The sequence below is a fragment of the Echinicola rosea genome, assembly GCF_005281475.1.
GTDB lineage: Bacteria > Bacteroidota > Bacteroidia > Cytophagales > Cyclobacteriaceae > Echinicola > Echinicola rosea.
In genome coordinates this window covers 4,830,671-4,856,563 of the sequence record NZ_CP040106.1, presented here as the reverse complement: position 1 = coordinate 4,856,563, position 25,893 = coordinate 4,830,671, and the positions used below count along the sequence as shown (strand labels likewise).

Genomic DNA, 25,893 nt, shown 5'->3' with positions numbered 1-25,893 from the left:
TTATTTACCTTCCTTCAGTTTATCTTTAAACACCTTTTGGAATTTTTCCAACTTAGGAGTAATGACATAGCGGCAATAGCCTTGCTCTTTATTGAGGTTGTAATAATTCTGGTGGTAATCCTCCGCTACATAGAACTTTTCCATCGGTGCCACTTCCGTAACAATCTTTTTGGGATAGATGTTTTCTTCGTCGAGTTTATTGATGTAGTATTTGGCTTTTTCTTTTTGCGCGGCAGAATGGTAGAATATCGCACTTCTATACTGTGTTCCCACATCATTTCCCTGTCGGTTAAGCTGCGTAGGATCATGCGCTACGAAGAACGCTTCCAACAGCTCATCATAGGTGATCACCGCTGGGTCATAAACAATCGAAATGGCTTCGGCGTGTCCTGTTTTACCCGTACATACCGCTTTATAAGTGGGGTTGGCCACATGGCCACCCGTGTATCCCGACACTACCTTGGATACGCCTTCAAGCTGTAAAAACTGCGCTTCTACACACCAGAAACATCCGGCAGCAAAGGTAGCTGTATCGGATGAAGCAGTCATGTCAGGCGCCGCCCGTAAAGAACCAAATGTTGTCATCAATGCAATTATGAAGAATAAGATGTGTTTCATTGTACTTTTGGGTGAAAGATTTGATCAGCAGGGATATTCTTCCTGCCTAAAGTTTAATACGAGAAATAGACTACAAATGGTTTAGAACTACCCGTCAATATTCAGTTTTGATTGGCCAAAAGGTTGTAGACCGATGTCCTTATTGACCTGAGCTCGACTTAATTTTAGTATTAAAAGCGAACCCTTTTAAGAAGGGTGTGGGTTGGAAAAGGGTGTGGCAACTCGCCGCGGCGAGCTGCAACGGCTTCTACCCCCTCAAATCTCCCTCTAAGCCTCGCAGTGCACGTTCCGACCACTGTACGGAACCGATTTTATTGATAAGAAAAGTAAAGTGCCAATAGAGCAAGTGATAAGATTTGGGCATCCTGAAAAACTTCTCGGAAATTTTGTAGTGCAAGGGTCAGATGGTTTTCGACCGTTTTAGTGGATATGTCCAATTGGGCGGCGATCTCCTTATGGGAAAGCCCTTGGAGCCGGGACATTTCGAAGACCATCCTCCGCCTTTCGGGCAGACGGGTCAGCGTTTTTTCTACCAGCCCCATCAGTTCATTGTACTCCACGGTGTTTTGCGTATTGTTTACCGGGAGGATGAGTTGCATTTGGTATGTTTTGGTAGCCTTTTGCCTAATTTGCTTTTTGAACATGTCCAGCATGGTGTTTTTTGCAATGGTAAATAAATAGGCTTTTAGGCATTTTGAAGGATCAATTTTCTGCCTGGCGGTCCATAGCTTCACGAAAACATCCTGTGTGATTTCTTCTGCATCCACTGTCTTTAGTCCATAATGGACACAAAAAAGGTAGATTCTTTCATGAAATAACTGATAAAGCTCATAAAAAGCATTTTTGTCATTGTTCTTTATTTTAAATGCTATATCGTCAGTAAGGGTGTTCATTAAGTCTACCTGATTTTATAGTAAATGAAAGCGGTTATAGTTTTAAATTATACTGTAATATAGATAATGAAAGTTATTTTTTTGTATAAACTAAGTAAAAATAAAGTATTTTATTTATAAACCTATTCTGAGAAAATTTTGATATCCATTAGGGGGAAGGCAGACGAATGGCGTATTACTAAGAAAGAATAGTCAATGGATTCATCATTGTTAAGAAAGTTTTTTGCAGGAAAGTGTTCACCAGAAGAGGTGCATATGATCTTGGTTTGGATAAATTCCAAAACCGGTAAACAGCAATTGGAGGCGGAGCTAGATGATTTTGAGCCGAAGGCAGGAGCTAAGGGGATGGTGGACAGCAAAAAACTATTTGAAAAAATTGAAGAACAGATTAGCAAAGAGGAGCAAGCTCTTAGAAATATTAAAATTGACCGGGTAAGCACAGTCCGTAGGGGAGAGGATAAAAGGATAAAGCGTTGGTACATGGCAGCAGCGATGATCGGTATGCTAGCGATAGTTTCTTTTTTGATCCTGAAACAAAGCAGCATGAAGGAAGAGACGAAAACGGAGGTTCCTGTCGCAATGGTCACCAAGACCACCGAATACGGTCAAAAGCTAAAGCTCACCCTTGCTGATGGCAGTCATGTGCACTTGAACGCAGGGAGTAAATTGGTTTTTCCGAAGCGCTTTGAAGGTGCCATGCGGGAGGTTTACCTGGAAGGTGAAGCCTTTTTTGATGTACACCGGGATGAGAAAAAGCCCTTTATCGTCAAAACTCCCCATACCTTGACCAAAGTGCTAGGAACATCCTTTGTCGTCAAGGAGCTTACCAATTCGGATGAAACCAAGGTAGGTGTGTTGACAGGAAAAGTAAAAGTATCAGCCCAAAATAGTGGAGAGGAGTTAAGTTACTTTTTGTTGCCTATGGAGGCTGTCAGTTATTCTTCTGTAGATGGAAGCATGAAAAAGCGTAGGGTACACTATGATGATATGTTTGCATGGAAGGATAATGTCATCAGTTTTAAGAGGGCGAGCTTTAAGGAAGTGGTGGATGTGCTGACCAAGTGGTTTGGGGTGGAGTTTGAGATCCGCAAGGGCTTTACAAGCAAGAAGGATTTTACGGGAAAGTTTGAGCCGCAATCGCTAGAGCAGATCCTAGATGGATTGAGTTTTACTTTTGGGTTCAGGTTTCAAATAGAAAACAATAAAGTGACCATCTATTAAACAATAAGAACTGCCTATGACATAAAAAACACTTTAACCACAAACAAAAAGACCATCAGGCATAGCTGTATTTGGTCGTCCAGCTAGCCCAATGATCCGATTGTTTCAAAGACAATTATTTATCCATAAAACAACTTAAGTATGAAATCAAAGTTACTAAAAAAAATTGTAACCGTGGGAAAGTACGCCTTTTTCGGTATGCTCATTCAGTGCCTTTTCCTGAGTAGTTTGTTGGCTGGCGAGACCAATGGACAGACGAGTTTGGAAGAGGTGTATGTATCCTTTGATGGGGGCGAAGTCTCTGTAGAAGAGATTTTTAAACTTATAGAGGAAAAAACAGCTTTTCGTTTTAGCTATAGGAGAGGAGACGTCCGGAAACGAGCCCTTAGCCACTCGGTCCAGGAGGAAGAAATATCCCTTGGAAATGTGCTAAGGCAAATTTCGATGGATGTTGACCTAAAATTCAAGAGAATCAATAATGTCATCCATGTGGGAAAGAAGACGGTGGACAGTACGGCGATGCTGGAAGAGGTGAACAGGGCGGATGTAAAAGTCACCGGTACCATTTTGGACGAAGACGGGATGCCCATTCCCGGTGTGACCGTCACGGTTCAGGGTACTACCAGAGGTACTGTGACGGACATAGACGGAAACTATACCATCATGGCACCAGAGGAGGGTTCGCTGATCTTTTCATTTATAGGCTACGCTACCCAGACTGTGGCCATTGGAGGTAAAAGTGTAATTGATATCACACTGCTGGAGGACACTAAGGCGCTGGAAGAATTTGTGGTCGTGGGCTATGGCCGTCAGAAGAAGGTGAATATTACCGGTGCCATCACCGCCGTGGAAACCGATAACCTCACCCAGATACCTACCAACAACCTGTCCAATACCTTGGCCGGTAGGGCGCCGGGGGTGAATGTGACCGGTACTTCAGGTCTTTCGGGATCTACTTCTTCGATCAGGATCAGAGGGAGTTTTGGTGATCCCTTATATGTGATCGACGGGATTGTACGCGACAAAACGGCTTTTGATGCCCTGGAGGCACAAGAGGTGGATCAAATCAGCTTTTTGAAGGATGCCGCTACGGCTTCCATTTACGGTTCCCGTGCAGGCAATGGTGTGGTAATGGTCACGACCAAAACTGGAACAAAACAAAACCCATGTTTAATTTCCAGACGTCATATGCATTTTTTTCCCCTACCATGGAGCTGCTTTCGGATAAGACCACGGCCACAGATGAGCTGATTTATCAAAACAGGGTAGCTGAGTATCGGGGAACTGCCCCGCCCAATGGAGAGGAAGAATTTGCTTACTTCAGTGATCGGAGCTATAACGTAAACGACTTTATCTGGCAAAATCCCTGGAGTCAAAACTATTCCTTGAGTGTGGCTGGGGGAAGTGATAAGCTGACCTATTATTCTCTTTTGAGCTATCGGGGCGAGGAAGGGTCTTACAAAAGCCTTGAGCATGGTAAATTTAATTTAAGAACGAATGTCACGGCACAGATCTCGGATCGGATAAAATTGGGCGTCAATATTTCAGCTAATCAGCAAAACCACGATCGTTTTTATTGGCCATTTTCCGGAGATGATGATTATGATGTGTCGGATTTGTACCGGGTGACCTTTAACTGGCCGAAGGTATATCCATATTATTTGGAAGAGGATGGTACACCTGCCAATTATGTGACCGACTATCCCGTGCAGACCCCTATGGGTAGTTGGCTCGCATGGAGTGTAATCGACCAAATCGTAGGCAATAGGTATATCAAGACACGAAAACGACAGCTAAACAATATTCTAACCTTGGACATTGATTTGGGCGATTTGGTGCCTGGACTTACCACTAAGGTGGTGGGAAATTATTTGGCTGAGGATTTCATGCGTAAGAAGTTCCTCACCTTCCAGACCAATTATGTGTTTAATCAAGCAGATCCTGATGGGAACAGGTTCCTACCGGCACCTCCTGATCCCAATAAGACCAATGTATTTACTTTTAGCCAAAATCAAGAGTTTTTAAGCTATGACATCAATACTGCATGGAGTTATCAATTCGATTGGTTTTTGAATTATTCCAAGGTTTTTGGAAAGCATGGCATCGATGCGATGGCCGTATATGAGCAAGCAGAAAATGGACTGTACGGGGCTTATTCCAAAGCCGAGGATCCTGTGACGGATTATGACCAGGATTTTGTGTATTCTACGGATGCCCAGATGCGGTTTGGCAATGGCTATGAGGAAATCGGTGCAAGGAGGTCCTTGATCGGTAGGGTGAATTATAACTTTGCCGAAAAGTACATTGCAGAGTTTTCTTTTCGATATGATGGCAATACATTATTCCCAAAAGACAAGCGTTGGGGCTTCTTCCCATCTGTATCAGCCGCTTGGCGGATCATCGACGAACCGTTTATGAATACTAGCGACTGGTTGACTGATTTGAAATTGCGTGCTTCTGTGGGGACTACAGGAAATGATCTGGATGTCAATGGCAATAAAATCACCCCGTTTTCTTATCTCCAAACGTACGGAAATAGCGGCAGCTATATTTTTGGAAATGACCTTTACCGGGGCATTGCACCGGGAGATACACCGAACCCAAACCTGACTTGGGCTACTTCGACTACTTACAATGTCGGCGTTGATTTTGAATTGATCGATACCAGGCTTTCGGGTTCATTGGATGTGTTTTACAAGAAGGAAGAAAATATCCTTGGTTCCCGACTGGTGACACTGCCAGACAATTATGGCCAATCCCTGGCCCCTGAAAATTATGCTGCCCGGTCGTGGAAAGGAGGCGAACTTTCCCTCATGTGGCGGGATGTGGCCGCAGAGGGGAAGCTGGATTATTCTGTTTACGGTAACTTAGGCTATGCCAGGGATCAGTGGGATGTTCTGGACCAAAACCCTATTTTCCAAGAAGGTGGTAACCGGGCATCGGAATCCCAGATTGGACAGCCCGCAAACCGGATCTTTGGGCTGAGGGCACTGGGGATTATCCGTACCCAAGAGCAGCTGGATGAGCTTATGGAAGCGGGCTTTAAGCAATATGGACGTGACCCTTATCTGGGAGGACTGTACTTTGAGGATGTCAGAGGAGACGGATTTTCTGAAGGGCCTGACGGCAAAATTGACGGCAATGATTTTCAGTTGCTTTCCAATAATGCTGCGCCAAGGTTGAACTATGGTTTTGGGTTTAATGTCAACTGGAGCAATTTCTCCGTCAATGCGCATTTTCAGGGAGTAGGAGTCTATGATAGGATCATCAGCAATCAGGAAGGCGCCGGAATGCGGCAACATGGTGGTACCATACGCCCTTATTATCCCATCTGGGCAGATGATGTGTGGACTCCCGATAATCCCGATGCACAATATCCCCGGCCAATTGGCTATAATTGGTATGAGTCAGGAACAGGGTCCACCTCTTTTTGGATCAGGAATGGCGCTTACCTGAGGCTCAAGAACCTTAATGTGGCCTATAATCTTCCACAGTCTTGGGTATCCAGCGTAAATGTGGCCAGCGCCCAAGTGTTTTTTAATGGGACCAACCTGTTTTCCATTTCCGATATGAAGGAATTTCATGACCCAGAGCAGAAAAATTACGATTCATTTCCGCTCATGAAATCACTGACAGTTGGCCTTAATGTTAAATTTTAATCAGCAATACCATGAAGAAAATCATATATATACTGACAATACTGGTATGGATGACGGGATGTTCAGATGTACTTGACATCGAGAATATCGATAATTATGATCCCGAGCAAGTGTGGAATGACGAGCGATTGGCCAATGCGTATTTGGCCAATTTGTACGGCATGTTTGGAAACTGGAATACCGGTGCTGACCGTACCAGTCAGCAAATAGCCGGTATCGTTTGGTATGAAGATCAGATCACCATTTCCAATGGAAACTTCAAGAGCTGGAATTACGAACAGATTCGATTGATCAACCAAGCTATCCAAGATGTACAAACGGGGACTTTGCCACAGGAAGTCAAAGATGAGGTGACCGGACAGGCGCTTTTTATGCGGGCTTATGCCTATTTTGAAATGGTCATGTACCATGGTGGTGTTCCCTATATCAAAGTGCCACAGGATCGCTATGAAGATGACCTGTATGTGGCCCGAAACAGTTCGGCAGAGTGCTTTGATTTTTTGGTAGAGGACTTGGACCAAGCGATTGACCTGCTGCCCGCACACATAGAATCTTCCAGTTCGGATTATGGTAAAATTGACAGGAACTTTGCCTTGGCATTTAAGGCAAAAGTGCTGCTTTACAAAGCGTCGCCGCAATTTAACCCTTCCAATCCCTTTGACAATAACTATTGGCAGGAAGCTCATGAAGCCAATAAATTGGCCTACGAAACGCTGTTGGAGCAAGGGTATATGCTGGTGGATGATTATAGTAATGTGGCACTGGAGGAAAGGAACAGTGAGGTGGTATTTTCGGTGATCAATAGCTACCCCAACAAAACCGCGGCCTGGGACCATGGCGTCCGTCCGGGGTCTGAAAGTAGGGGGCCGGCATCGGCGTGCCCTACGTGGGAATTTGTCAAGGAGTTTCCAATGAAAGACGGCAAATTATACCATGATCCCAGTGGTGCGTACTACATGTCAGATGAAGCATTTTTGCAGAATTACTGGAAAAACCGTGACCCGAGATTTGAAAAATCCATCGTATGGGCAGGAAAGCCATACGAAGTGTCAGGTAAAGCAGGTAAGCGTCAATATACGGCCTTGGGGATTGCCCATGAGTTGGATGATTTTGGGGTCAATCCTGCCGCCCAGACAAACTCTACCAACCTGGATCGATATACGGGCTTCTTTATCCTTAAAAACAGCCTGCTGAACCTTACCCAAGCCGAAGTGCAGCAGTACGATCTTGATTATGTGCTGATGCGTTTTGCTGAAGTAATGCTGAATTATGCAGAGACCGCCAATGAGACGGGGGATATGACTACAGCAATGGAAATACTCCGTCAGATCCGAGAAAGAGCCGGCATTGACGCCGGAGAAGATGGTAATTTCGGAATTCAGGCTACCAATAGGGATGAGATGCGTGAAGCGATTTTGGCAGAACGCAATATTGAGCTTTGTTTTGAAGGTCATCGATTTTGGGATTTGAGAAGACTGAGGATGTTGGATCGGTTGGATGGGGCGACAAAGCACGGCGTTGAATCCATAGCCATTGAGGAAGATGGTACGGAAATGCCTCTTTCGGAAGCCCGGGATTTGGCAAATGACTTTAGTCTTGAAGAGGATGATTTCAACTACTCCATCTTACAGGTGCCACGATCAGGAGTTAAGGTAAGTGTGTTGCCGGACAATTACTATTTCTTTCCTGTACAGAAAGCGGTATTGGATCGAAATCCTAGCTTGGAGCAAAATGAGGGCTGGGGAGGTACATTTGACCCTACGCTGGAATAATGGATCTCACTGCCTTGATGATGATGATACATGGTGCAAATTAACCCCAAAGAGATGTTTTATCTTTAAATAATAAATAATGAACAGAAAATCGAAATACAGCAATAAGTACCTGATCATAGGACTGGTTTGCAGTGCACTGGTCTTGATGGCTGGATTTGTTCCGAAAAGTGAGTTTGTAAGCCTGTTTAACGGCAAAGATTTGAGTGGTTGGGTGGGGAATAAGCAGGATTATGTCGTGGAAGACGGTGTATTGGTCATTAGGCCTGAAAGGGGAGGACATGGGAACCTTTATACCGAAGAGGAATACCAGGATTTTCATTTAAAGTTTGATTTTCTGCTTACACCAGGTGCCAATAATGGCTTGGGAATAAGGGCACCACTCGAAGGCGATGCAGCTTATGTCGGCATGGAACTTCAGATTTTGGATAACTCCGCTGAGAAATACGCTGATTTGCATGCATATCAATACCATGGATCCGTATATGGTGTTATTCCCGCCAAAAAGGGATTTCAAAATCCGGTGGGAGAATGGAACAGTGAAGAAGTGATCGTCAAAGGAGACAAGGTAAAGGTGATCCTAAATGGTCATACCATCCTTAAAGGGAATATTGCCAAGGCCAGTAAAAACGGTACCTTAGACGGTAAGGACCACCCGGGATTGTCTCGTAAAAAAGGACATATTGGCTTTTTAGGACATGGCTCCGTGGTGAAGTTCCGTAATATTAGTATCAAAGACCTTTGATAGACCTATGCCCATAAAAAAAGCCGCTGAACGATCAATTCAGCGGCTTTTTGCTTTTTAATGCTATTTGGCAAATGATTATTTACCGGAGTTCTTGATTTCAGTGACTTCTTTTCTGATGTCCTGAGCAAGGGTTTTGATGGCTTGCATGCCGTTTCTTACTCGGGTACCTGCGGCTTTGTTGCCTTTTTCGTAGAACTTTTCGAAATCGTCCTCTAGAGAATCAACTAATTCCTTTACTTCTGTGAATCTGCTCATAGTGTTAAATTATTTAAGTTTATGTCATTAAAAACGTGAATATAGGGAGTTTATTTATTTTTCAATAGCCCTTTCACGAGATTCAGCATTTAATTTAATCGATTTATTCGGCTTATTTGCCCTTTTTAGGGTGTTTTTTACCAAAATTTAACATTTATGGTAAAGACAGTTTAAAATTGCTCTTTTGCAATCCTGGTGTTTTGGTTGTTAATTCGTTAATATACTGGTAGTTATTTCTTTATGGGCTGCTCTTAAATGATCAATCCAAATTTTCTGAGAGGGAGGAATTTCTTTGTTTATGATGAAAGCAATATTGCGCCCCAAGGGCTCCAAGGTACAAAGCAATTGTTTTTGGTAGGGATGAAAAAGCACAACCAGACATCCAGTTGTGCTTTTCTGTAATCTATCACCTAACATTAAAATCTATTGCTGTTTGTTAATTATTTCCTCTCGAACGACTACTTCTACCTCTTGAAGAGCTGCTTGAACTGCTTCTGCTTTTGGAAGTGGATCCTGAAGACCTGCTCACATTTGAGGAGCTTCCTCTGCTGGCAGCAGCATTACGCTGACTTCTCGATGGGGCAGCAGTAGGCCTTGAGGATTGACTTCGAGCGTTTGAAGACCTACTTACAGATTCCCTGCTTGGGCTAGGTTTTGAGGTCCTGCTCTGTGCCTTTGATCTTTCGGGGGAGCGCTGCTCATGGCTTTTGGTACCTACAGATTTCCGCTCATATGCATTACTTCTACTCCTGTTAGTATTTATCGTTTCGCGCTGTGAGTTCCTTGTTCTAGAGGGCGTTCTCGTAGTGGTGCGCTCTCTAGCGTTACCTTTGTTGATATTATAAGATGAACTTGACGACCTGCTAGATGGTACTACAGCCCTCTCATTGGATCTTTCGCCTTGTCTCCTTGAAGGAGAAGCACTGTTTGAACGAGAACTTGAATGGCCGCGGTTCACGTTTGATCGGCTTGACCTGGCTTGTTCTCGGGAAGTAACCTTTCTGGGTTTAGCGCTGACGCCCCTGTCGTTTCTGGCCGTTCTTAAATCAGGTCGGTACACGCTTAGCGTGTTTCTGGATCTGGATAAAGCAGCACGTCCTGCGTTTCTGGTGTTGTTAATTCTATATACATCTACAGAGCGTCTGCTATATCGTTCAATATCTCGTCTGTGAGGGCCACATACATATCGGTTATTGTTGTAAACAACCGTGTTATTTATGATCGTGGTTCTGTGATATATGTTTACAATGTTTCGCCTGGGCGCATAATATCGATAGACGTGCCTGTTCATAAAACGGGTCCTAGGTACAAATACCCAATGATAACTTGGTATGCCCACCGAAACATTGATGGATACACCAGGTCCCAAAGGAGCCCAGCCATAATAGCCGCCACCAGTTCTCCAGTTGACCCATGCTGGTCCCCATTCATAGCCAGGAACCCATGCCCAGCCATAATACTCATCATATAGCCATCTTCCGTAGTGAAAAGGAGCCCAGCCCCAATCGTAATATGATACCCAAGTATTGCCATATTCTGTCATGGCCCAGTGGCCATTTGATCCATATGGGTGAAAATCACGGTCAACATAGGGCAACCAGATATATCCGTGTCTGGGATCATTTACCCAATCACCGTAAGGAGCGAGTTCATCATAAAACACCTGGAAAGATACACCGTAAGAAGTTTCTGCTTGTGCTGTCTTCGTATTTACCGCTAACACCAACCATAACAACAGCGATACACCTATCCATTTTAAGTTTCTTCTATTATCCATGTCTTCTGTAGTTAATAAATTAATAATAGGTTGGTTGTGTGATACGGGGTTAATCGTATGCTAGAGAAGCAGAAGCTAAAACCGTTCCAATTTGATTTGATGGCAAAAAAGAATATTGCTAAATGGTTTTATAGTTTTTTTTAGGGGAATTTTTAATAATAGGGTGTGATCAGCACGGATTGTAATCTATTTTTTGAAGCTAGTTGAACAAAAAAATAGTTTTATATTTTATTATTAATGTAAAAAATGCAAGAAATATGTTTTAAATATATTAAAAAATGGTTTTTTATGTTATTGAAATCAAAAAAAACAAATGTCTATTTTGAATTTGTTTTCAATTTCCTATCTTTAGTAAAGGCAATTCAATGACCGTTTATAAAGGTTATAATCGGGTATAAACTGGTATTTATCCGTTTGTAATAACTTTATTGGTGGTGTTGAAGTATTGATGTCGAGGTGATCGAGTTTTGTGGTAATGCGTTTTTTTGTTTTGCCATAATATGAGATTTCTAAGTTAATTAAAGTGCTTAATCCTTACCTAAAACCCTGTTTTCGTATGAGAAAAATTCTACTTGCCATGTTTTTCATGGTGTTGGTTGGAGGGCAGTCGATAATGGCCCAAAACCAATCAATTACAAATGCATCCCAGGCCAAGACCGTTTCTGGTACGGTGACCGATGCAGATAGTGGTGAGCCCATTCCGGGCGTAAATGTCTTTATCAAAGGTACCACCACGGGTACCTCGACAGATTTGGACGGAAAATATACCTTAACCAATATACCGGAGAATGCTTCTTTGGTGTATTCATTTATAGGTTATACCAGCCAGGAAATGGCTGTCAAAGGCAAAAGCACTATTGATATAGCGCTTTCTCAAGATGCCGAAGAACTTGGAGAGGTGGTAGTGACCGCTCTCGGGATCAGTAAAGAAAAAGAAAAGCTGGGCTACTCGGTTACGGAAGTGGGCAGTGAAGCCTTGGACCAAGCACGGGAAACAAACGTGGCCAACTCCTTGGCCGGCCGGGTGGCCGGTCTGGTCGTGAAGGGCACCAGCAGTGGTCCGGGAGGAACCTCCAAAATCACCCTCAGGGGACTACCCAGTATCAGTGGTACCGGATCGCCACTTTATGTGATCAATGGTATCCCGATGGACAATACACAGCGGGGATCTGCCGGTCAATGGGGCGGTAGCGATAATGGTGACGGCATCGGTAACCTAAGCCCCGATGACATTGAGTCGATGACGGTATTGAAAGGACAGGCCGCCTCGGCGCTGTACGGCTCCAGGGCCTCTAACGGTGTGATCCTAATTACCACTAAAGCGGGTAAAAAAGGAGGGGATTGGACGCTGAACTATACGATGAACTTTATGGCCGAACAAGCAGTGGACTTTACCGATTTCCAAGATGTTTACGGACAGGGAACCGGTGGCCAAAAGCCAACCACGGCGTCAGATGCACAGACTACCGGACGTCTTGCTTGGGGAGCCATGATGGACGGGAGCCAAGTGATTGGCTTTGATGGCAATAATTACCCGTATTCACCCGCCAGTGAAAACTACATCGATTTTTATAGAACCGGTACCAACTTCACCAATACTGTATCCGTGTCCAAGGGACTGGGCGATGACGGCTCATTCAGGCTTTCATTTTCCAATCTTGACGCCAATTCGATCGTGCCGAATAGTGGAATGGACCGAAAGACGATCAACCTAAATGTGGATCAGAATATTACCGATAAGCTGAACGTGACCGCTATGGTAAACTATGTTAACCAGTTATCGACCAATATTCCTTTCCTAAGTGATGGACCAAGAAACCCGAACAACTTCCTGTTCTTGGCACCCAATATCGACCACAACATCTTTGCTCCTGGTTTTAATCCTGATACTGGGGCAGAAACGGTTTTCAGTGACGATATTTACGTGACCAATCCATATTTTATTACCGAAAAAGGCATTAATGATCTGGAAAGAAACCGGACTATTTCCGCCTTGTCGGCCAAGTATAGCTTTACCCCTGAGATCTATGCGATGGTCCGATTAGGCAATGATGTATCCAATGATAAAGTGAATACCGTGGAGCCCTACGGTTTGGCCTATACGGCAGACCTACAAGGAGCACTTAATAACCGCGGCCAGTCCACACGTTCTGAACTCAATATTGACGGTATTCTGGGTGCTGTAGTGGACCTGACCGAAGACATTGAATTGGATGCCTTGGCTGGGGTGAATATGAGAAAAAACAAATTCGAATCCATTGGATTGAGCGGTAGCAGGTTTGTTTTGCCTTATTTGTACTCACCGTTCAATACTGAGATATTCAACAGGAACAATAACACCCTCCAGTATGAAGAACGTGAAGTGCACTCTGCCTATTATTCATTGGGCTTTGGGTATAAGGACTTCTTGACCTTGACCACGACGGGCCGGTATGATGTGTACAGTACGCTGAATCCTGAAAACAACAGCATCTTTTCACCATCGGTGACCTTGGCGTTTGTTTTTGATCGCTTGTTGAACATCGATGCGATGGATTTTGGTAAGTTTCGGGCATCCTACGCCGTGACCAGTGGTGAGCCTACGCAGGCTTACCAAACACAATTCTATTATAGTTCTGAAAACCCCTTTAACGGCATTCCGGCAGGGTCTGCGCCGCTATCCATACCAAACCAGGATTTGAAGCCGTTTACAACGGATGAAGTGGAACTTGGCGTTGACCTGAGTTTCTTTAAAAACCGATTGAGCTTTGATGTCGCCTACTTTACCAAGACCACCCATGATGAGATTATGAATGCTACCTATAGCATTACTTCTGGTTTTAATAGTGGTGTGGTGGCCACCGGTTCGGTGTCAAACAAAGGACTTGAAGTACTGGTCTCAGGGATACCGGTACAGACATCGAAGTTTTCTTGGAATACTTCAGTAAACATGACCAGTGTAAAAAATGAAGTGCTCAGTACCGGCCCGGACAATAATCCTATCACTTTGGGCCAAAACAGGGCGACCTTGGGAAATGCTGTAACTGCTTTTGTGGTAGGAGAATCCGGCCCACAGATCAGGGCATTTGACTATGCCTATAACGAAGATGGCAGCGTAATGGTGGATGATTCGGGCTTACCTGTACAAGGAGAATTGAAAAATTGGGGATCTGTATTGCCTACATTCTATGGAGGGTGGAACAATACGTTGACCTATAACGGCATTTCATTCTCCTTCCTGATTGATTATAGTTTTGGAAATAAAGTGCTTTCCGCCACGGAATATTATTCCACTTGGAGAGGGCTTCACCAAAGGACCCTGGAGGGAAGAGAAGGTGGTGTGACCACTGATGGAAGCACCGCTACTGCAGAGGATTACTATAAAGCCTTGGCCCAAAATGTGACCAGCACCAGTGTGGTGGATGGTGATTTTATCAAATTACGGCAATTGACCCTTGGCTATTCGATGCCTGAAAAATGGTTTGCCAATACACCGGTAATTAAAGGCTTGAATGTGTCGTTAGTTGCAAGAAACTTGGCGATTTTGATGCGGCATGCTGAGAACATAGATCCGGAGGCTTCCTTTGGTTCCAATATCAACTTTACCGGTATCGAGGGAACGAGCTTGCCGAGCACCAGGTCTTATGGGTTTAACCTTAACTTTAAATTGAACTGATCATGAAAAGATATATAAGTTTAATGCTGGTAGGCTTGTTTGTGGCTTTTACCGGCTGTGATGGAGATTTTGAAGAAATCAATACTGACCCCAACAGGGCTGATGGTGGTCTATTTGATCCCAACTTGATTTTGCCTACAGTATCTTACAACTACGGGAATATGGTGACCGGCTATACGGGGTCAATCTTGTTTCAAAGTATGTGGGTACAAGTGCTTGCTTCTACCTCCACCGGCGGCGCCAATTATTACTCCAATGCCGATAAATACGTCATTTCCGGTAGTACCAATAATTATATCCAAGGGGTCTGGAACTTAGGTTATGAAGCTTCTTCCAGGATCAATCAGATGCAACAGTTGGCGATGGAAAAAGGCTTGACCAATCTTGTTGCGGCGGGAGATATCATGAAGGTGATGACCTTGTCCTTTGTTACGGATATTTATGGAGACATTCCTTATAGCGAGGCCTTGCAGGGAGGAGAAGGCCTTACCCAGCCTAGTTACGATGGACAGTCTGATGTGTACATGAGCATGTTGGCGGATCTCGAAAATGCGATCAATTCTTTGGGCACGGGCAGTGATGAGATCACCAATGATGTGATTTATGGTGGAGATATAGCGATGTGGAAAAAGTTCGGTTATTCGCTGATGTTAAAAATGGCCATGCGAATGGTAGAGGTGGATCCTGCATCTGCACAAAGTTATGTGGAAAAGGCAGTGGCCGGAGGGGTGTTTGATTCTCCTGCGGATGAATCCTTGATGTTTTCTGATCAGGACAATGGTTATTCAAATTCCAGTGCAAATGCCTTGAACGTGCAGGATGATATCTACGAAGTACGCTGGTCAAAGACCATGATCGATTTTCTCCAAGCTTCGGACGATCCTCGATTGCCTGTAATCGCAGAAGTGCCACCAGCAGGATTGACAGCCAACAGGAACGGAAATGTAGTAGGAAACAATGATCCCGCTGATCAGATCGGAATGCCCAATGGATACGACCTTAGAGGCGGGTCCACCGACATTACCACCGAGCCAAACTATCCCGGTAGCACAGGTACAGGTGGTGATGTGGCCCCTATCGGGCAATATTCCAGACCAACTGGAATCTACCGTGACAGGGATGCCCCTATTTTCTTCTTGACGTATGCAGAGGTGCAGCTTTTGCTTGCCGAAGCGGCCCTGAGAGGATACAGTGTGCCGGGAACGGCGGCCGAGCATTATGAAAACGGAGTGCTGGGAGCCATGACCACCATTGGCAAGTTCGGTGGTGGGGCTGTTTCCAGTAGTGATGCAAGTGCCTATGTAGCGGCCAATCCATTGGATATGAGCTCCACAGAAAGTGCCATGATGATGATCAACGAGCAAATATGGGCCACTACTGGACTGCTGGCCAATTTTGTGGAGTCATGGAACAACTGGAAGCGTTCCGGGTACCCGGTGCTTACCCCGGTAAATTATACCGGAAACTTCTCCAATGGTGAAATTCCACGAAGACAGATTTACCCTTCATCAGAAGGGACCACCAATCCTCAAAACCTGAACGATGCGATTTCAAATATGGGGGGAAATACTTGGACGACCACTACCTGGTGGGATCCAGGGAACTAAATGTATCAGTTTTCATATATTTAATATATTCAAAAGGTTGTCCTAGAAATAGGGCAACCTTTTTTTAGTTGGGTGAAATCTTCCTGAAAATTTTCATCAAACTAATGAAAACCTTATATTCCATTCTCTTTTATCCAAAATCTCCCAATTAACCATTTTCGATCAACTCTCAGATAAGTGATCGCAATAAAAACGCCAGAATCAATTATATTTGGCGTTTCTTGGATTTTATTTTCCCTAGAAGCAGGGAGGTAGTTTTCGTATAACCATTAAGAATGCAGAAAAAGAAACATTCCATTAAAGCCATTGCGAAGGAGCTGAATATTTCAGTTACCACCGTTTCATTTGTGTTGAATGGCAAAGCCGAAGAAAACAGGATCAGTCAGAAGCTGATCGATAAGGTGCAGGCCTATGTGAAGAAAATCGGCTATCAACCCAGTCAATTGGCCAAGAGTCTCAGGACTGGGAAGTCCAATATCATCGTTTTTATGGTGGAGGATATTTCCAATCCCTTTTTTGCAACAATAGCAAAAATGATCGAAGATCGGGCCTTCAAGGATGGGTACAAGATTATTTATTCCAGTACCAACAATGATCCCGCTAAGACCATGGGGCTGATCAGTATGTTTAGGGATTTGCAAGTGGACGGGTATATCCTTACCCCGCCAGTGGGGATGGACGCAGGTTTTTTGTCAGAGCTTTCCAGGGACCGGAATCCACTGATCCTTTTTGACCGGTACCTGCCGGAGGTGGATTGCAGTTATGTGGTGATCGATAATTTCCAAGGAGCCAAGCAAGGGCTGGATTTGTTCTTGGAAAATGGTTTGAGAAAAATAGGTTTTGTGACCATTGATTCCGATCAGTCACAGATGCATGACAGGAGGGAAGCCTATATCCAGATGTGTAACAAAGAGGGAATTGATGAGCAAATTTTGGAAATTCCTTATGATACTTACTCGTCAAAAGAGACAGAGGATGCCATGACGGCATATTTTGAATCAAATGGGGATTTGGAAGCAGTGTTCTTTGCCACCAATTATTTGGCCATGAAGGGAATGCAAGTCATTAAGCAAATGGGGAAGAAGATTCCCGACGATCTCGCTGTGATTGCTTTTGATGACAATGAGTTCTTCAAATTCAATACGCCTTCGGTATCCAGTATCGTTCAGCCAAAGGAGGAGATCGCCAGAAGTCTTATCCAATCCATGCTCCAATCCATCAATACCCCTCAAGGAGAAAGGGAAGCCAATAAAATCGTCTTGCAAGCGTCACTAAAAGAAAGGGAGTCCACCAATAGATCCAAGAAGTAACCACTATAGTGGCTATTTTGATTTCATTGAAGGGGGCTTTGGGATTGTTTTAGTCGTTGTTTCCCTAAGCCTATTATGATACCTCTCCATGATTATTTTCCCAACCTTTCCCCTATGTATATTTTGTGTTTATGATGTAATGGTTAATAAACTGGGTGATGTAAATATGGTCGACTTTTTTTGATTTTTTTAAATTTAAAATCTATAGAATATTATTTTTTAGTGAAACTAATATTTCTTTAGTCTTTTAATTACTTAGTATGGTTGAGTTTTTTAACTTTTTTTAAGCAAAAAAATCCTATTAGATGGTCTGATTTTACTCATTTTTAATGAAACAAGTGATTTTTAAATATTTTTTTAACCAATGCGATAATCTGATGTATAAAGTTGATGGTTTATGTTTTATTATTTTAAATAGATGAAATTGTACATCTGGACTAACTATACGAATTGAATTTTAAGGTATTTCAAAGGTTTTTTTCTGTCCGTATTTGGACGTTATTTTTATGAACCAAAAATTTAGTAAGACTACGTAGGACTAAATCGACTTTGCTTTTATACTAAAAGGGTTTAGCTTTATAACAGGATTTTTGGAAAAATCGGTCGTTTAAAAAAATGGTCGATTTTGTACAAGGGCCTGAGAGTTAATTGATAACCTAAAACCCAAAGTTAAATGAAAGAAAAGTTACCAGCTGTCAGTCGCTTTGGCGGCAGCAGCAGTATTGGCTTTCGCACATTGAGAGGAGGCGTTTTAATGATGCTATTCTCAGGAGCAATCAGCTCCGCCACACAGGCGGAAGAAGCAGTTTTTGTAGCAGGTGAAGCGGGCGCCGCAGATGGTGTTTCGTTTTTTCAAACCACAGCTAAGGAAGTGACCGGTGTCGTGACCGATGAATCGGGAGAGCCTCTTCCGGGCGTTTCCATTTTAGAAAAAGGTACAACCAATGGTACCGTGACAGACCTGGACGGCAAGTATAAGATCAACGTAGCCTCCGATGAGGCGGTGTTGGTCTTTAGCTTTATCGGAATGGCGAGCCAGGAAGTTCCTGTGGGCGGCCAATCGACCTTGGATGTGGAGATGACTTCCGATACGGAATCTCTGGAGGAATTTGTGGTGATCGGCTATGGATCTCAAAAGAAGCGGGAGATTACTTCTGCGGTGGCCAATGTCGAGGAAGATGACTTTGTACAGGGCGGTATGCGTTCACCGATGGAGCTGATCCAAGGTAAAGTGGCCGGCCTTAACATCAATCGACCTCAAGGAAACAATCCCAATGGATCTACGGATATCCAGTTGAGGGGCTTGACCTCTTTAGTGGGCACGACCAGTCCATTGATTGTTATCGATGGTATTCCCGGAGGGAGTTTGGACCTGCTTCAGCAGGATGATATTGCTTCCTTTGATGTACTGAAAGACGGTTCTGCTGCGGCCATCTATGGTACCCGAGGCAATGCCGGGGTAATTCTCATCACTACCAAAAAAGGAAAAGCGGGAGAATCCCGATTTGATTATTCGACCTATTTCCAACGGGAATATGTGGACAGGAAACCTGATTTTCTTACAGCAGACCAATATCGTGGCCTGATCGACCAAGGCTTGATCGAGGAAGGTAATGACCTGGGTAGCTCCACAGACTTGTATGATCGATTGCTGAACAAGCAGAACCTTAGCCAGTACCATAATTTTGCTGCTTCCGGTGGTGGCGAAAATTCCACTTACAGGGCTTCGTTTTATTATAATGGTGCCGAGGGAATTGCGCAGGAAAACAGTAATAAACAATTTGGTGGCCGGGTTAGCTTTAGTCAGACGGGATTTCAGGACAAACTTACCTTGGCATCCAACCTTGCGGTCAACTTCAGTGATGCCAACAGGCTAGGTGGACAAGGTGGGGACTTTGAGCAGGCCATTCAGCGAAACCCCACAGCTCCTATTTTTAACCCCGATGGTTCATATGTAGAGACGCAAGCCTATAACAATTACAATCCCCTTTCCCGCTATGCCAATCGGATCGATGAACGGAACAAGTCCACCTTTTCGGGGGATGTGCGGTTGACCTATGAAATCATCGATGGGCTGAAAGCTTCCGCTTTTGGTGCCTATATCAGGAACAATTACAATGACCGGTATTACCAGTCGATGAATGACTTCGCCAACCGTCCCACATCTGAATACCAAGGGATGGGCTATGCTTCTAAGTTCAATCACCTGGATTGGTCCAACACCTTCGAAGGTACCCTAAACTATAAGAAGATATTCAATACCGATCATTCGTTTGATGCCATCGTCGGTTACAGTTACCAGTACTTTACAACAGAAGAGTTCAATGTCAACAATAATGGCTTTACGACGGATGGCTTTCTCGATTGGAACCTGAGCGCAGGTAGTGCTATTAATAATACACAACTTCCTCGTCCAGGGATGGATAGTTTTAAAGAAGACAATACCTTGATAGCCTTTTTTGCAAGAGCGAGTTATGCATTCCAAGAAAAGTATTTTGTGCAAGCGACCCTAAGAAGAGAAGGTTCTTCTCGGTTTGGTGCCAACCATAAGTGGGGAAATTTCCCAGCGGTATCCGTAGGTTGGGAATTGACCAAAGAGCGTTTCCTCGCTAATAGTTCAGCGGTAAACAACTTAAAAGTGAGGTTGGGCTATGGGGTTACCGGAAACCAAGGAATAGATAATTACCAGTCGTTGATCACGCTTTCTGAAGGCGGGGTATATCCTCAGGAAGGGGTTTATTATCAAACTTATGGTCTGTCAAGAAACCCGAACCCCGATTTGAGATGGGAAAAGAAGAAAGAATGGAATTTAGGGTTTGACTTTTTATTGTTCAATAACATGCTAGGTGGTTCCCTTGATTTGTACAATAGGGAAACGGTAGATTTACTTTATGAATATACCTCCCAACAGCCAGCATATGCCAAGAATAATCTATTGACGAACGTTGGTAGTATCAACAATAGAGGGATTGAGCTTTACCTGACTTCTACCATAATAAAGAATACGGACTTTAGCTGGAGAGCTGATCTTACTGCCAATACCCAACGAAATAAAGTAACGTCACTTTCCAATGATGTCTTTACGATTTCATGGATTGAAGAGGGAGGTTTGCCAAGTCCCGGAAATCTTGGAAATGCCATTAGGATAGAAGATGGCGGTCCTATCGGGAACTTTTATGGAAAACGGTTTGCAGGATTTTCCGAAGATGGCAAGTGGCAATTTTACAAAGCAGATGGTTCGATTGGGGAAGCCGAGGACATGACCACAGAAGACCTTACGGTCATCGGTAACGGTGTTCCGAAGTATATGGCTTCATTGAACAATACGTTTACTTATAAGAATTTTGACCTTTCCATATTCTTCAGAGGGAAATTTGGCTTTGATATTCTAAATACCAAGGAGATGTATTTCGGTAACATGAAATGGCTACCAAATAACCTGTTAGAAAGTGCGATCACTACCCACGCCGAACTCGATGACGATCCGCAGTACTCGGATTACTATTTAGAAAACGGAAGTTTTGTGAAGCTGGATAATATAACATTGGGTTATAATTTTGAACTGAACAGTCAGTATTTCAGGAATCTGAGGGTGTACGCCACAGGGCGAAACTTGTTGACTATTTCAGGCTATTCTGGTATAGATCCTGAGTTACAAGATGTTGGGCTGAACACCGGTATAGATGGTAGGGGATTTTACCCTCGAACAAAATCATTTGCGTTGGGCCTAAAAGTTGGATTTTAAAGCGAGGAAATCATGAAAAAATATATCAATAAAATAGTAGGAATACTTGCTCCTGCAGCGATATTGGGAACGGTATCCTGTATGGATTTGGATGAAACTGTCTATAATGAACTAACAAAAGACAGCTTCTATAGCAATGAAACAGAGGTGATGGAAGGAGTGCTTCGGCCGTTTACCCATATGCAGGCCTGGTTAGCGCCTACCGGGCAGAGCGGCTACTATTATCACGGTGAAATGGCCGCAGATCAAGTAGCTTGGCCTCAGAAAGGTCGTCATGGATATGATGGAGGAGACCATATCAGGTTGCATTACCATACTTGGACTTCCCAAGAGCCAAGGTTGAGAGGTTCATGGGCATTGATGTGGGAAGGATTAGGCTATGTAAATGCAGTAATTGCAGATATGGAAGAGCTTAATTTTGAAAGCATAGGAATGACCTCGGACGATAAGGCCTCCATTTTAGCAGAGCTAAGGGTTATGCATGCATACCACTATCTGAAAATTATGGACATGTGGGGCAATGTACCTATCGTGACCACAGTGGGAGAGCCCATCAATCCACCAACGGCCACCAGACAAGAAGTCTTTGCTTTTGTAGAGCAGGAGTTGTTGGACAATGTGGAGCTGCTGCAGCCGCTGTCGCAAGAGATGGTAGGTCGAGTGTCCAAGGCAGCAGGTTATGCCATGCTTTCGGAGCTTTACCTGAATGCCGAAAAATGGGCTGGGACAGCGATGTATGATAAGTGTATCGAATACAGTGATAAGGTCATAGATGGTGAGGGAGGAAGTCTTACGGGCACCATGGAGCTGGACCCTGATATTTTGGGGCCATTTAACAATACCAACCATATGTCTCCTGAAAATATCTTCCAGTTTGCTTTTAGCCGAAAAGGTGGCTTTGAGTTTAATTGGGGAGGATTCTATGTGGGCTATAGCAATATTTCTGAAGTATGGGATGTTACTTTCAGTGGCTGGAATGCTTTTGTGGTGATTCCTTCAGCTTTTGATGCTTATCAGGAAAATGACCTCAGAAAGCAGGAATGGTTCCTCTTTGGGACACAATATAAGTACGGAACCGAAGAGCCTATACTTGGTACAGAAGAATATGATGGCCAGCCTTTGGAGTATGTGAATACCATCCGGAGAAACAGTGAAGGGGCTACTGGAGAAGGCAGCATGACCGAAGGAGAGGAAAACAGTGGAGCACGCTTCAATAAATACCGGTCTGGCACCAAGGATGATGAAAATTACTGGGAAAATGACTACATCATTTACCGATTGACTGAGCTGTACTTCAACAAAGCGGAGGCAATTTTGCGCCAAAATGGAGGTATGGCCACACAGGAAGCGGTGGACCTGATCAATGCCAGCAGGCAGCGCGCATTTACCGATGCTGACTGGGCGGATGCGATGTACACTACTTCTACGCTGACGCTAGAGGAACTGCTCGCAGAGCGTGGCAGAGAGTTTATCTTCGAGGGCAAGCGAAGGACAGACCTGATCCGCTTTGGTGATTTTACCCAAGGAAGCTGGTGGGATCATGAGGCTACTAACGACCCCAATAAGGAGTTGTTTCCGATTCCTCACGTTCAAACGGCCCTTAATCCTAACCTAGAGCAAAACCCTGGCTATAACCAATAAACGGTCAGGATAAGGAACACAACAAATTATAGTAAAGCCACGGATTCACAGATAAATGATGGAAGTAGCCCCAAAAGCACCGCTGCTCATCTACGATCTGTGTGTCTGTGGCTTTTTTGTCACTAAAGAACCTACCGAAATTGCCCTTGAATGCACGGTTTGGCGTCATTTTGGATCAAGCAATACTTCTGTGAGTAGGTCAATTTAGTTACCGGAACAATCATATGCCACCAAGGCTCCCAGGCACAAAGCAATTATGTATTCCTTTCCATGCAGGATAAACATGCACTTAGTGCCTTAGGAACTTGGTGGCATTTTTTTGTTTTTCCGTGGTTTTGCCAATTACTAAACTCCCAATCCCCAACTTTTACCCTTGATCCGTCGTTATCCCGGATTTGATAGCCGTAGCGGAGACCTTTGCAGTAATCCTTCCAATCCTCTCCGCGTTCCACCCTATACTTTTCAGTGACGAGATTTTGATCGCGTTCGGATGATGACCATATGATGCCCTGAAAATTAATCAAAAATAAAAACTAAAAGGGTTTAGCTTTTTAACGTTTAGATAATATATTTGTAACAATGCCAATTATGTGACAGGAGGGATGGATAAATACTGATCACCCTATACATGAATAGCAAATAACCAAATAACTAAATAACCAAAATAATGAAGACATTTTTGACCAAAACCTTGGCAATGATGACCTTGGCCGTGACGGCTTATGGCCAGTCTGACCTTGTCGAGAAAGTGGATCATCCAGTGGACTACGCCAAACCCCTGATGGGTACGGATTCCGATTACAGTTTATCCAATGGCAATGTATATCCCGCTATTGCGATGCCTTGGGGGATGAATTTTTGGACTCCCCAAACCGGAAAGATGGGCGACGGATGGGCGTACATGTACGATGCCACCAAAATCAAAGGCTTCAAGCAAACCCACCAACCATCCCCGTGGATGAATGATTATGGGCAATTCTCGATCATGCCGGTGACCGGTGAACCGAAGTTTAAAGAAGAAGAACGTCAAAGTTGGTTTTCCCACAAAGCGGAGACGGTGACGCCGTATTATTACAGCGTTTATCTCGCTGACCATGATGTGACCACTGAGATAACACCGACAGAAAGAGCGGCCCGATTCCGATTTACCTTTCCCGAAACGGATGATGCTTTTGTGGTATTGGATGCTTTTGACAAGGGGTCATATGTGAAGGTTCTTCCGGAAGAAAATAAAATTATCGGCTATACCACACGAAATAGCGGTGGTGTTCCGGATAATTTCCGCAATTATTTTGTAGTGGAATTTGATAAGGAATTTACCTTTAACAAGACCTTCCAAGACGGCAACCTTCAGGATGCGCTTGAAGCAGATGCCAATCACGCAGGAGCTGTTATTGGCTTTAAGACTGCCAAAGGTGAAGTGGTGAATGCCAAAGTGGCCTCCTCATTTATCAGTTATGAACAAGCTGCCATCAACCTTCAGGAAATTGGAAACCATGACTTCGATGCCTTAAAAGCGCTAGGAAGAAAAACCTGGGATGAGCAGCTCGGCCGTATCGACGTTTCTGGTGGTACTCAAGATCAAATGGAGACTTTTTATTCTTGCCTATACCGGTCACTGTTGTTTCCAAGAAAATTCTTCGAATACGATGCCGATGGCAATGTGGTGCACTACAGTCCCTATAATGGTGAAGTACTGCCGGGTTATATGTTTACCGATACGGGTTTTTGGGACACATTCCGTTCATTGTTTCCTTTCCTGAACTTGATGTATCCCGAACTGAATGCCCAGATGCAGGAAGGTCTTGCCAATGCCTACAAGGAGAGTGGTTGGTTGCCAGAATGGGCCAGCCCCGGTCTGCGGAATGTGATGGTGGGCAATAATTCTGCTTCAGTAGTGGCTGATGCTTTCTTGAAATATGAAGGAGACTACGATTATGATATTGAGACACTTTATGAAGCCGTGATCCACGGCGCCAATAATGCCGGTCCGTTGACCGCAGTGGGACGTGCAGGTGCAGAATACTACAAAGAATTGGGCTATGTGCCTTATGATGTAGGCATCAATGAAAATGCTGCGAGAACGCTGGAGTATGCCTACGATGATTTTACCATCTACCAATTGGCAAAAGCTTTGGACAAGCCTAAAGAGGAAATTGAGCTGTACAAGCAAAGAAGTTTTAACTACAAAAAGCTGTATGATCCCGAAACCAAGCTGATGCGGGGCAAGAACAAGGATGGTGAATTTATGGCTCCTTTTAACCCATTCAAGTGGGGAGATGCTTTTACCGAAGGGAACAGCTGGCATTACACCTGGTCTGTCTTCCACGACGTACAGGGCTTGATCGACCTTATGGGCGGTCAGAAGGAGTTTGTGGCTCAGCTGGACAAGGTTTTTTCCTTGCCTCCAGTGTTTGATGACAGCTATTACGGTGGCGTGATCCACGAAATTAGAGAGATGCAGATCGCCAATATGGGCCAGTATGCCCACGGAAACCAGCCGATCCAGCACATGATTTATTTGTACAATTATGCAGGAGAACCTTGGAAAGCACAGCACTGGGTGAGAGAGACCATGAACCGCATGTACATGCCTACGCCAGACGGCTACTGCGGTGATGAGGACAATGGACAGACTTCTGCTTGGTATGTGTTTTCTGCCTTGGGCTTCTATCCCGTATGTCCAGGAACGGACGAGTATGTGATCGGTGCGCCACTGTTTAAGAAAGTAACCCTTTCGCTTCAAAATGGAGAAGAAATAGTGATCAGTGCTCCTGAAAACAGTGCTGAAAACCGATACATTGAGGGGCTGAAGGTAAATGGCAAAAGCTACTCGAAGAACTGGCTAAGCCACAAGGAGCTGATGAAGGGTGCCCTGCTGGACTTTGATATGTCAGCCACTCCCAACAAAAAGCGAGGTACTAAAAAAGCAGACTTCCCTTTTTCACTCTCCAACGAATAAAGGCAGTTCAACACAAGAGCAACGACCACA

At 44.1% G+C, this 25,893-nt stretch carries 15 protein-coding genes; 11 read left to right on the top strand and 4 right to left on the bottom strand.

The annotated features are described in order from the left end of the window. Together msrA and FDP09_RS18945 are read right to left on the bottom strand one after the other, a co-directional pair. Positions 1–585: a peptide-methionine (S)-S-oxide reductase MsrA gene (msrA, locus tag FDP09_RS18950; RefSeq protein WP_137405095.1), complete on the bottom strand. Its 585-nt coding sequence runs from the start codon at positions 583–585 to the stop codon at positions 1–3. Between the two features lie 344 nt (positions 586–929). Then, positions 930–1,511 (bottom strand): RNA polymerase sigma-70 factor, encoded by a 582-nt coding sequence (locus FDP09_RS18945; RefSeq protein WP_137404157.1) that lies wholly within the window; start codon positions 1,509–1,511, stop codon positions 930–932. Positions 1,512–1,706: 195 nt separating this feature from the next. Here FDP09_RS18945 and FDP09_RS18940 point away from each other — a divergent pair, with 195 nt between their 5' ends. From FDP09_RS18940 to FDP09_RS18925, 5 genes are all read left to right on the top strand, one after another. Then, the gene (locus tag FDP09_RS18940) at positions 1,707–2,732 is read left to right on the top strand and encodes a FecR family protein (RefSeq protein ID WP_137404156.1); all 1,026 of its coding nucleotides are present in this window, start codon (positions 1,707–1,709) and stop codon (positions 2,730–2,732) included. 141 nt (positions 2,733–2,873) lie between these two features. Next, positions 2,874–3,983 carry a carboxypeptidase-like regulatory domain-containing protein gene (locus FDP09_RS24050; RefSeq protein WP_229683465.1) on the top strand — a complete coding sequence of 370 codons (1,110 nt, stop codon included), beginning with the start codon at positions 2,874–2,876 and terminating at the stop codon, positions 3,981–3,983. Further along, a complete protein-coding gene (locus FDP09_RS18935) occupies positions 3,899–6,391 on the top strand; it encodes a SusC/RagA family TonB-linked outer membrane protein (RefSeq protein ID WP_229683466.1) in 2,493 nt (830 codons plus the stop codon). Before FDP09_RS24050 ends, FDP09_RS18935 begins: the two co-directional genes overlap by 85 nt. 11 nt (positions 6,392–6,402) lie before the next feature. Next, positions 6,403–8,163 carry a RagB/SusD family nutrient uptake outer membrane protein gene (locus tag FDP09_RS18930; protein ID WP_137404155.1) on the top strand — a complete coding sequence of 587 codons (1,761 nt, stop codon included), beginning with the start codon at positions 6,403–6,405 and terminating at the stop codon, positions 8,161–8,163. Positions 8,164–8,242: 79 nt separating this feature from the next. Continuing rightward, positions 8,243–8,908: a 3-keto-disaccharide hydrolase gene (locus FDP09_RS18925; RefSeq protein ID WP_137404154.1), complete on the top strand. Its 666-nt coding sequence runs from the start codon at positions 8,243–8,245 to the stop codon at positions 8,906–8,908. Positions 8,909–8,986: 78 nt separating this feature from the next. On the opposite strand, the gene FDP09_RS18920 is transcribed toward FDP09_RS18925, so the two are convergent. Both FDP09_RS18920 and FDP09_RS18915 read right to left on the bottom strand, forming a co-directional pair. Continuing rightward, positions 8,987–9,166, bottom strand: a complete 180-nt coding sequence (locus FDP09_RS18920; RefSeq protein ID WP_137404153.1) for a histone H1 — start codon at positions 9,164–9,166, stop codon at positions 8,987–8,989. A gap of 436 nt (positions 9,167–9,602) precedes the next feature. Continuing rightward, positions 9,603–10,943: a DUF6600 domain-containing protein gene (locus FDP09_RS18915; protein WP_137404152.1), complete on the bottom strand. Its 1,341-nt coding sequence runs from the start codon at positions 10,941–10,943 to the stop codon at positions 9,603–9,605. Positions 10,944–11,499: 556 nt separating this feature from the next. Between FDP09_RS18915 and FDP09_RS18910 the strand changes: the two genes are divergently transcribed. The 6 genes from FDP09_RS18910 to FDP09_RS18885 all read left to right on the top strand — a co-directional run bounded on the left by FDP09_RS18910 (position 11,500) and on the right by FDP09_RS18885 (position 25,863). Beyond that, positions 11,500–14,598, top strand: coding sequence for a SusC/RagA family TonB-linked outer membrane protein (locus FDP09_RS18910; protein WP_137404151.1), 3,099 nt, complete (start codon positions 11,500–11,502; stop codon positions 14,596–14,598). Positions 14,599–14,600: 2 nt separating this feature from the next. After that, positions 14,601–16,205 carry a SusD/RagB family nutrient-binding outer membrane lipoprotein gene (locus FDP09_RS18905; RefSeq protein WP_137404150.1) on the top strand — a complete coding sequence of 535 codons (1,605 nt, stop codon included), beginning with the start codon at positions 14,601–14,603 and terminating at the stop codon, positions 16,203–16,205. Between the two features lie 275 nt (positions 16,206–16,480). Then, positions 16,481–17,515, top strand: coding sequence for a LacI family DNA-binding transcriptional regulator (locus FDP09_RS18900; protein ID WP_137404149.1), 1,035 nt, complete (start codon positions 16,481–16,483; stop codon positions 17,513–17,515). 673 nt (positions 17,516–18,188) lie between these two features. Then, positions 18,189–21,260, top strand: a complete 3,072-nt coding sequence (locus FDP09_RS18895) for a SusC/RagA family TonB-linked outer membrane protein (protein WP_137404148.1) — start codon at positions 18,189–18,191, stop codon at positions 21,258–21,260. A gap of 12 nt (positions 21,261–21,272) precedes the next feature. Continuing rightward, positions 21,273–22,901 (top strand): RagB/SusD family nutrient uptake outer membrane protein, encoded by a 1,629-nt coding sequence (locus tag FDP09_RS18890; RefSeq protein ID WP_137404147.1) that lies wholly within the window; start codon positions 21,273–21,275, stop codon positions 22,899–22,901. A 667-nt stretch (positions 22,902–23,568) separates the two neighbouring features. Continuing rightward, complete coding sequence (locus tag FDP09_RS18885) at positions 23,569–25,863, top strand: GH92 family glycosyl hydrolase (protein WP_137404146.1); 2,295 nt, start codon at positions 23,569–23,571, stop codon at positions 25,861–25,863. Positions 25,864–25,893: the final 30 nt, after the last annotated feature.

What these genes read in the sequence shown, in the direction of transcription:
- FDP09_RS18940 (WP_137404156.1), top strand. Translation starts at nt 1,707, where the DNA reads ATGGATTCATCATTGTTAAGAAAGTTTTTTGCAGGAAAGTGTTCACCA.
- FDP09_RS18920 (WP_137404153.1), bottom strand. Translation starts at nt 9,166, where the DNA reads ATGAGCAGATTCACAGAAGTAAAGGAATTAGTTGATTCTCTAGAGGAC.
- FDP09_RS18905 (WP_137404150.1), top strand. Translation starts at nt 14,601, where the DNA reads ATGAAAAGATATATAAGTTTAATGCTGGTAGGCTTGTTTGTGGCTTTT.
- FDP09_RS18910 (WP_137404151.1), top strand. Translation starts at nt 11,500, where the DNA reads ATGAGAAAAATTCTACTTGCCATGTTTTTCATGGTGTTGGTTGGAGGG.
- FDP09_RS18930 (WP_137404155.1), top strand. Translation starts at nt 6,403, where the DNA reads ATGAAGAAAATCATATATATACTGACAATACTGGTATGGATGACGGGA.
- FDP09_RS18925 (WP_137404154.1), top strand. Translation starts at nt 8,243, where the DNA reads ATGAACAGAAAATCGAAATACAGCAATAAGTACCTGATCATAGGACTG.
- FDP09_RS18915 (WP_137404152.1), bottom strand. Translation starts at nt 10,943, where the DNA reads ATGGATAATAGAAGAAACTTAAAATGGATAGGTGTATCGCTGTTGTTA.
- FDP09_RS18885 (WP_137404146.1), top strand. Translation starts at nt 23,569, where the DNA reads ATGAAGACATTTTTGACCAAAACCTTGGCAATGATGACCTTGGCCGTG.
- FDP09_RS18890 (WP_137404147.1), top strand. Translation starts at nt 21,273, where the DNA reads ATGAAAAAATATATCAATAAAATAGTAGGAATACTTGCTCCTGCAGCG.
- FDP09_RS24050 (WP_229683465.1), top strand. Translation starts at nt 2,874, where the DNA reads ATGAAATCAAAGTTACTAAAAAAAATTGTAACCGTGGGAAAGTACGCC.
- FDP09_RS18945 (WP_137404157.1), bottom strand. Translation starts at nt 1,511, where the DNA reads ATGAACACCCTTACTGACGATATAGCATTTAAAATAAAGAACAATGAC.
- FDP09_RS18895 (WP_137404148.1), top strand. Translation starts at nt 18,189, where the DNA reads ATGAAAGAAAAGTTACCAGCTGTCAGTCGCTTTGGCGGCAGCAGCAGT.
- FDP09_RS18900 (WP_137404149.1), top strand. Translation starts at nt 16,481, where the DNA reads ATGCAGAAAAAGAAACATTCCATTAAAGCCATTGCGAAGGAGCTGAAT.
- msrA (WP_137405095.1), bottom strand. Translation starts at nt 585, where the DNA reads ATGACAACATTTGGTTCTTTACGGGCGGCGCCTGACATGACTGCTTCA.
- FDP09_RS18935 (WP_229683466.1), top strand. Translation starts at nt 3,899, where the DNA reads ATGTTTAATTTCCAGACGTCATATGCATTTTTTTCCCCTACCATGGAG.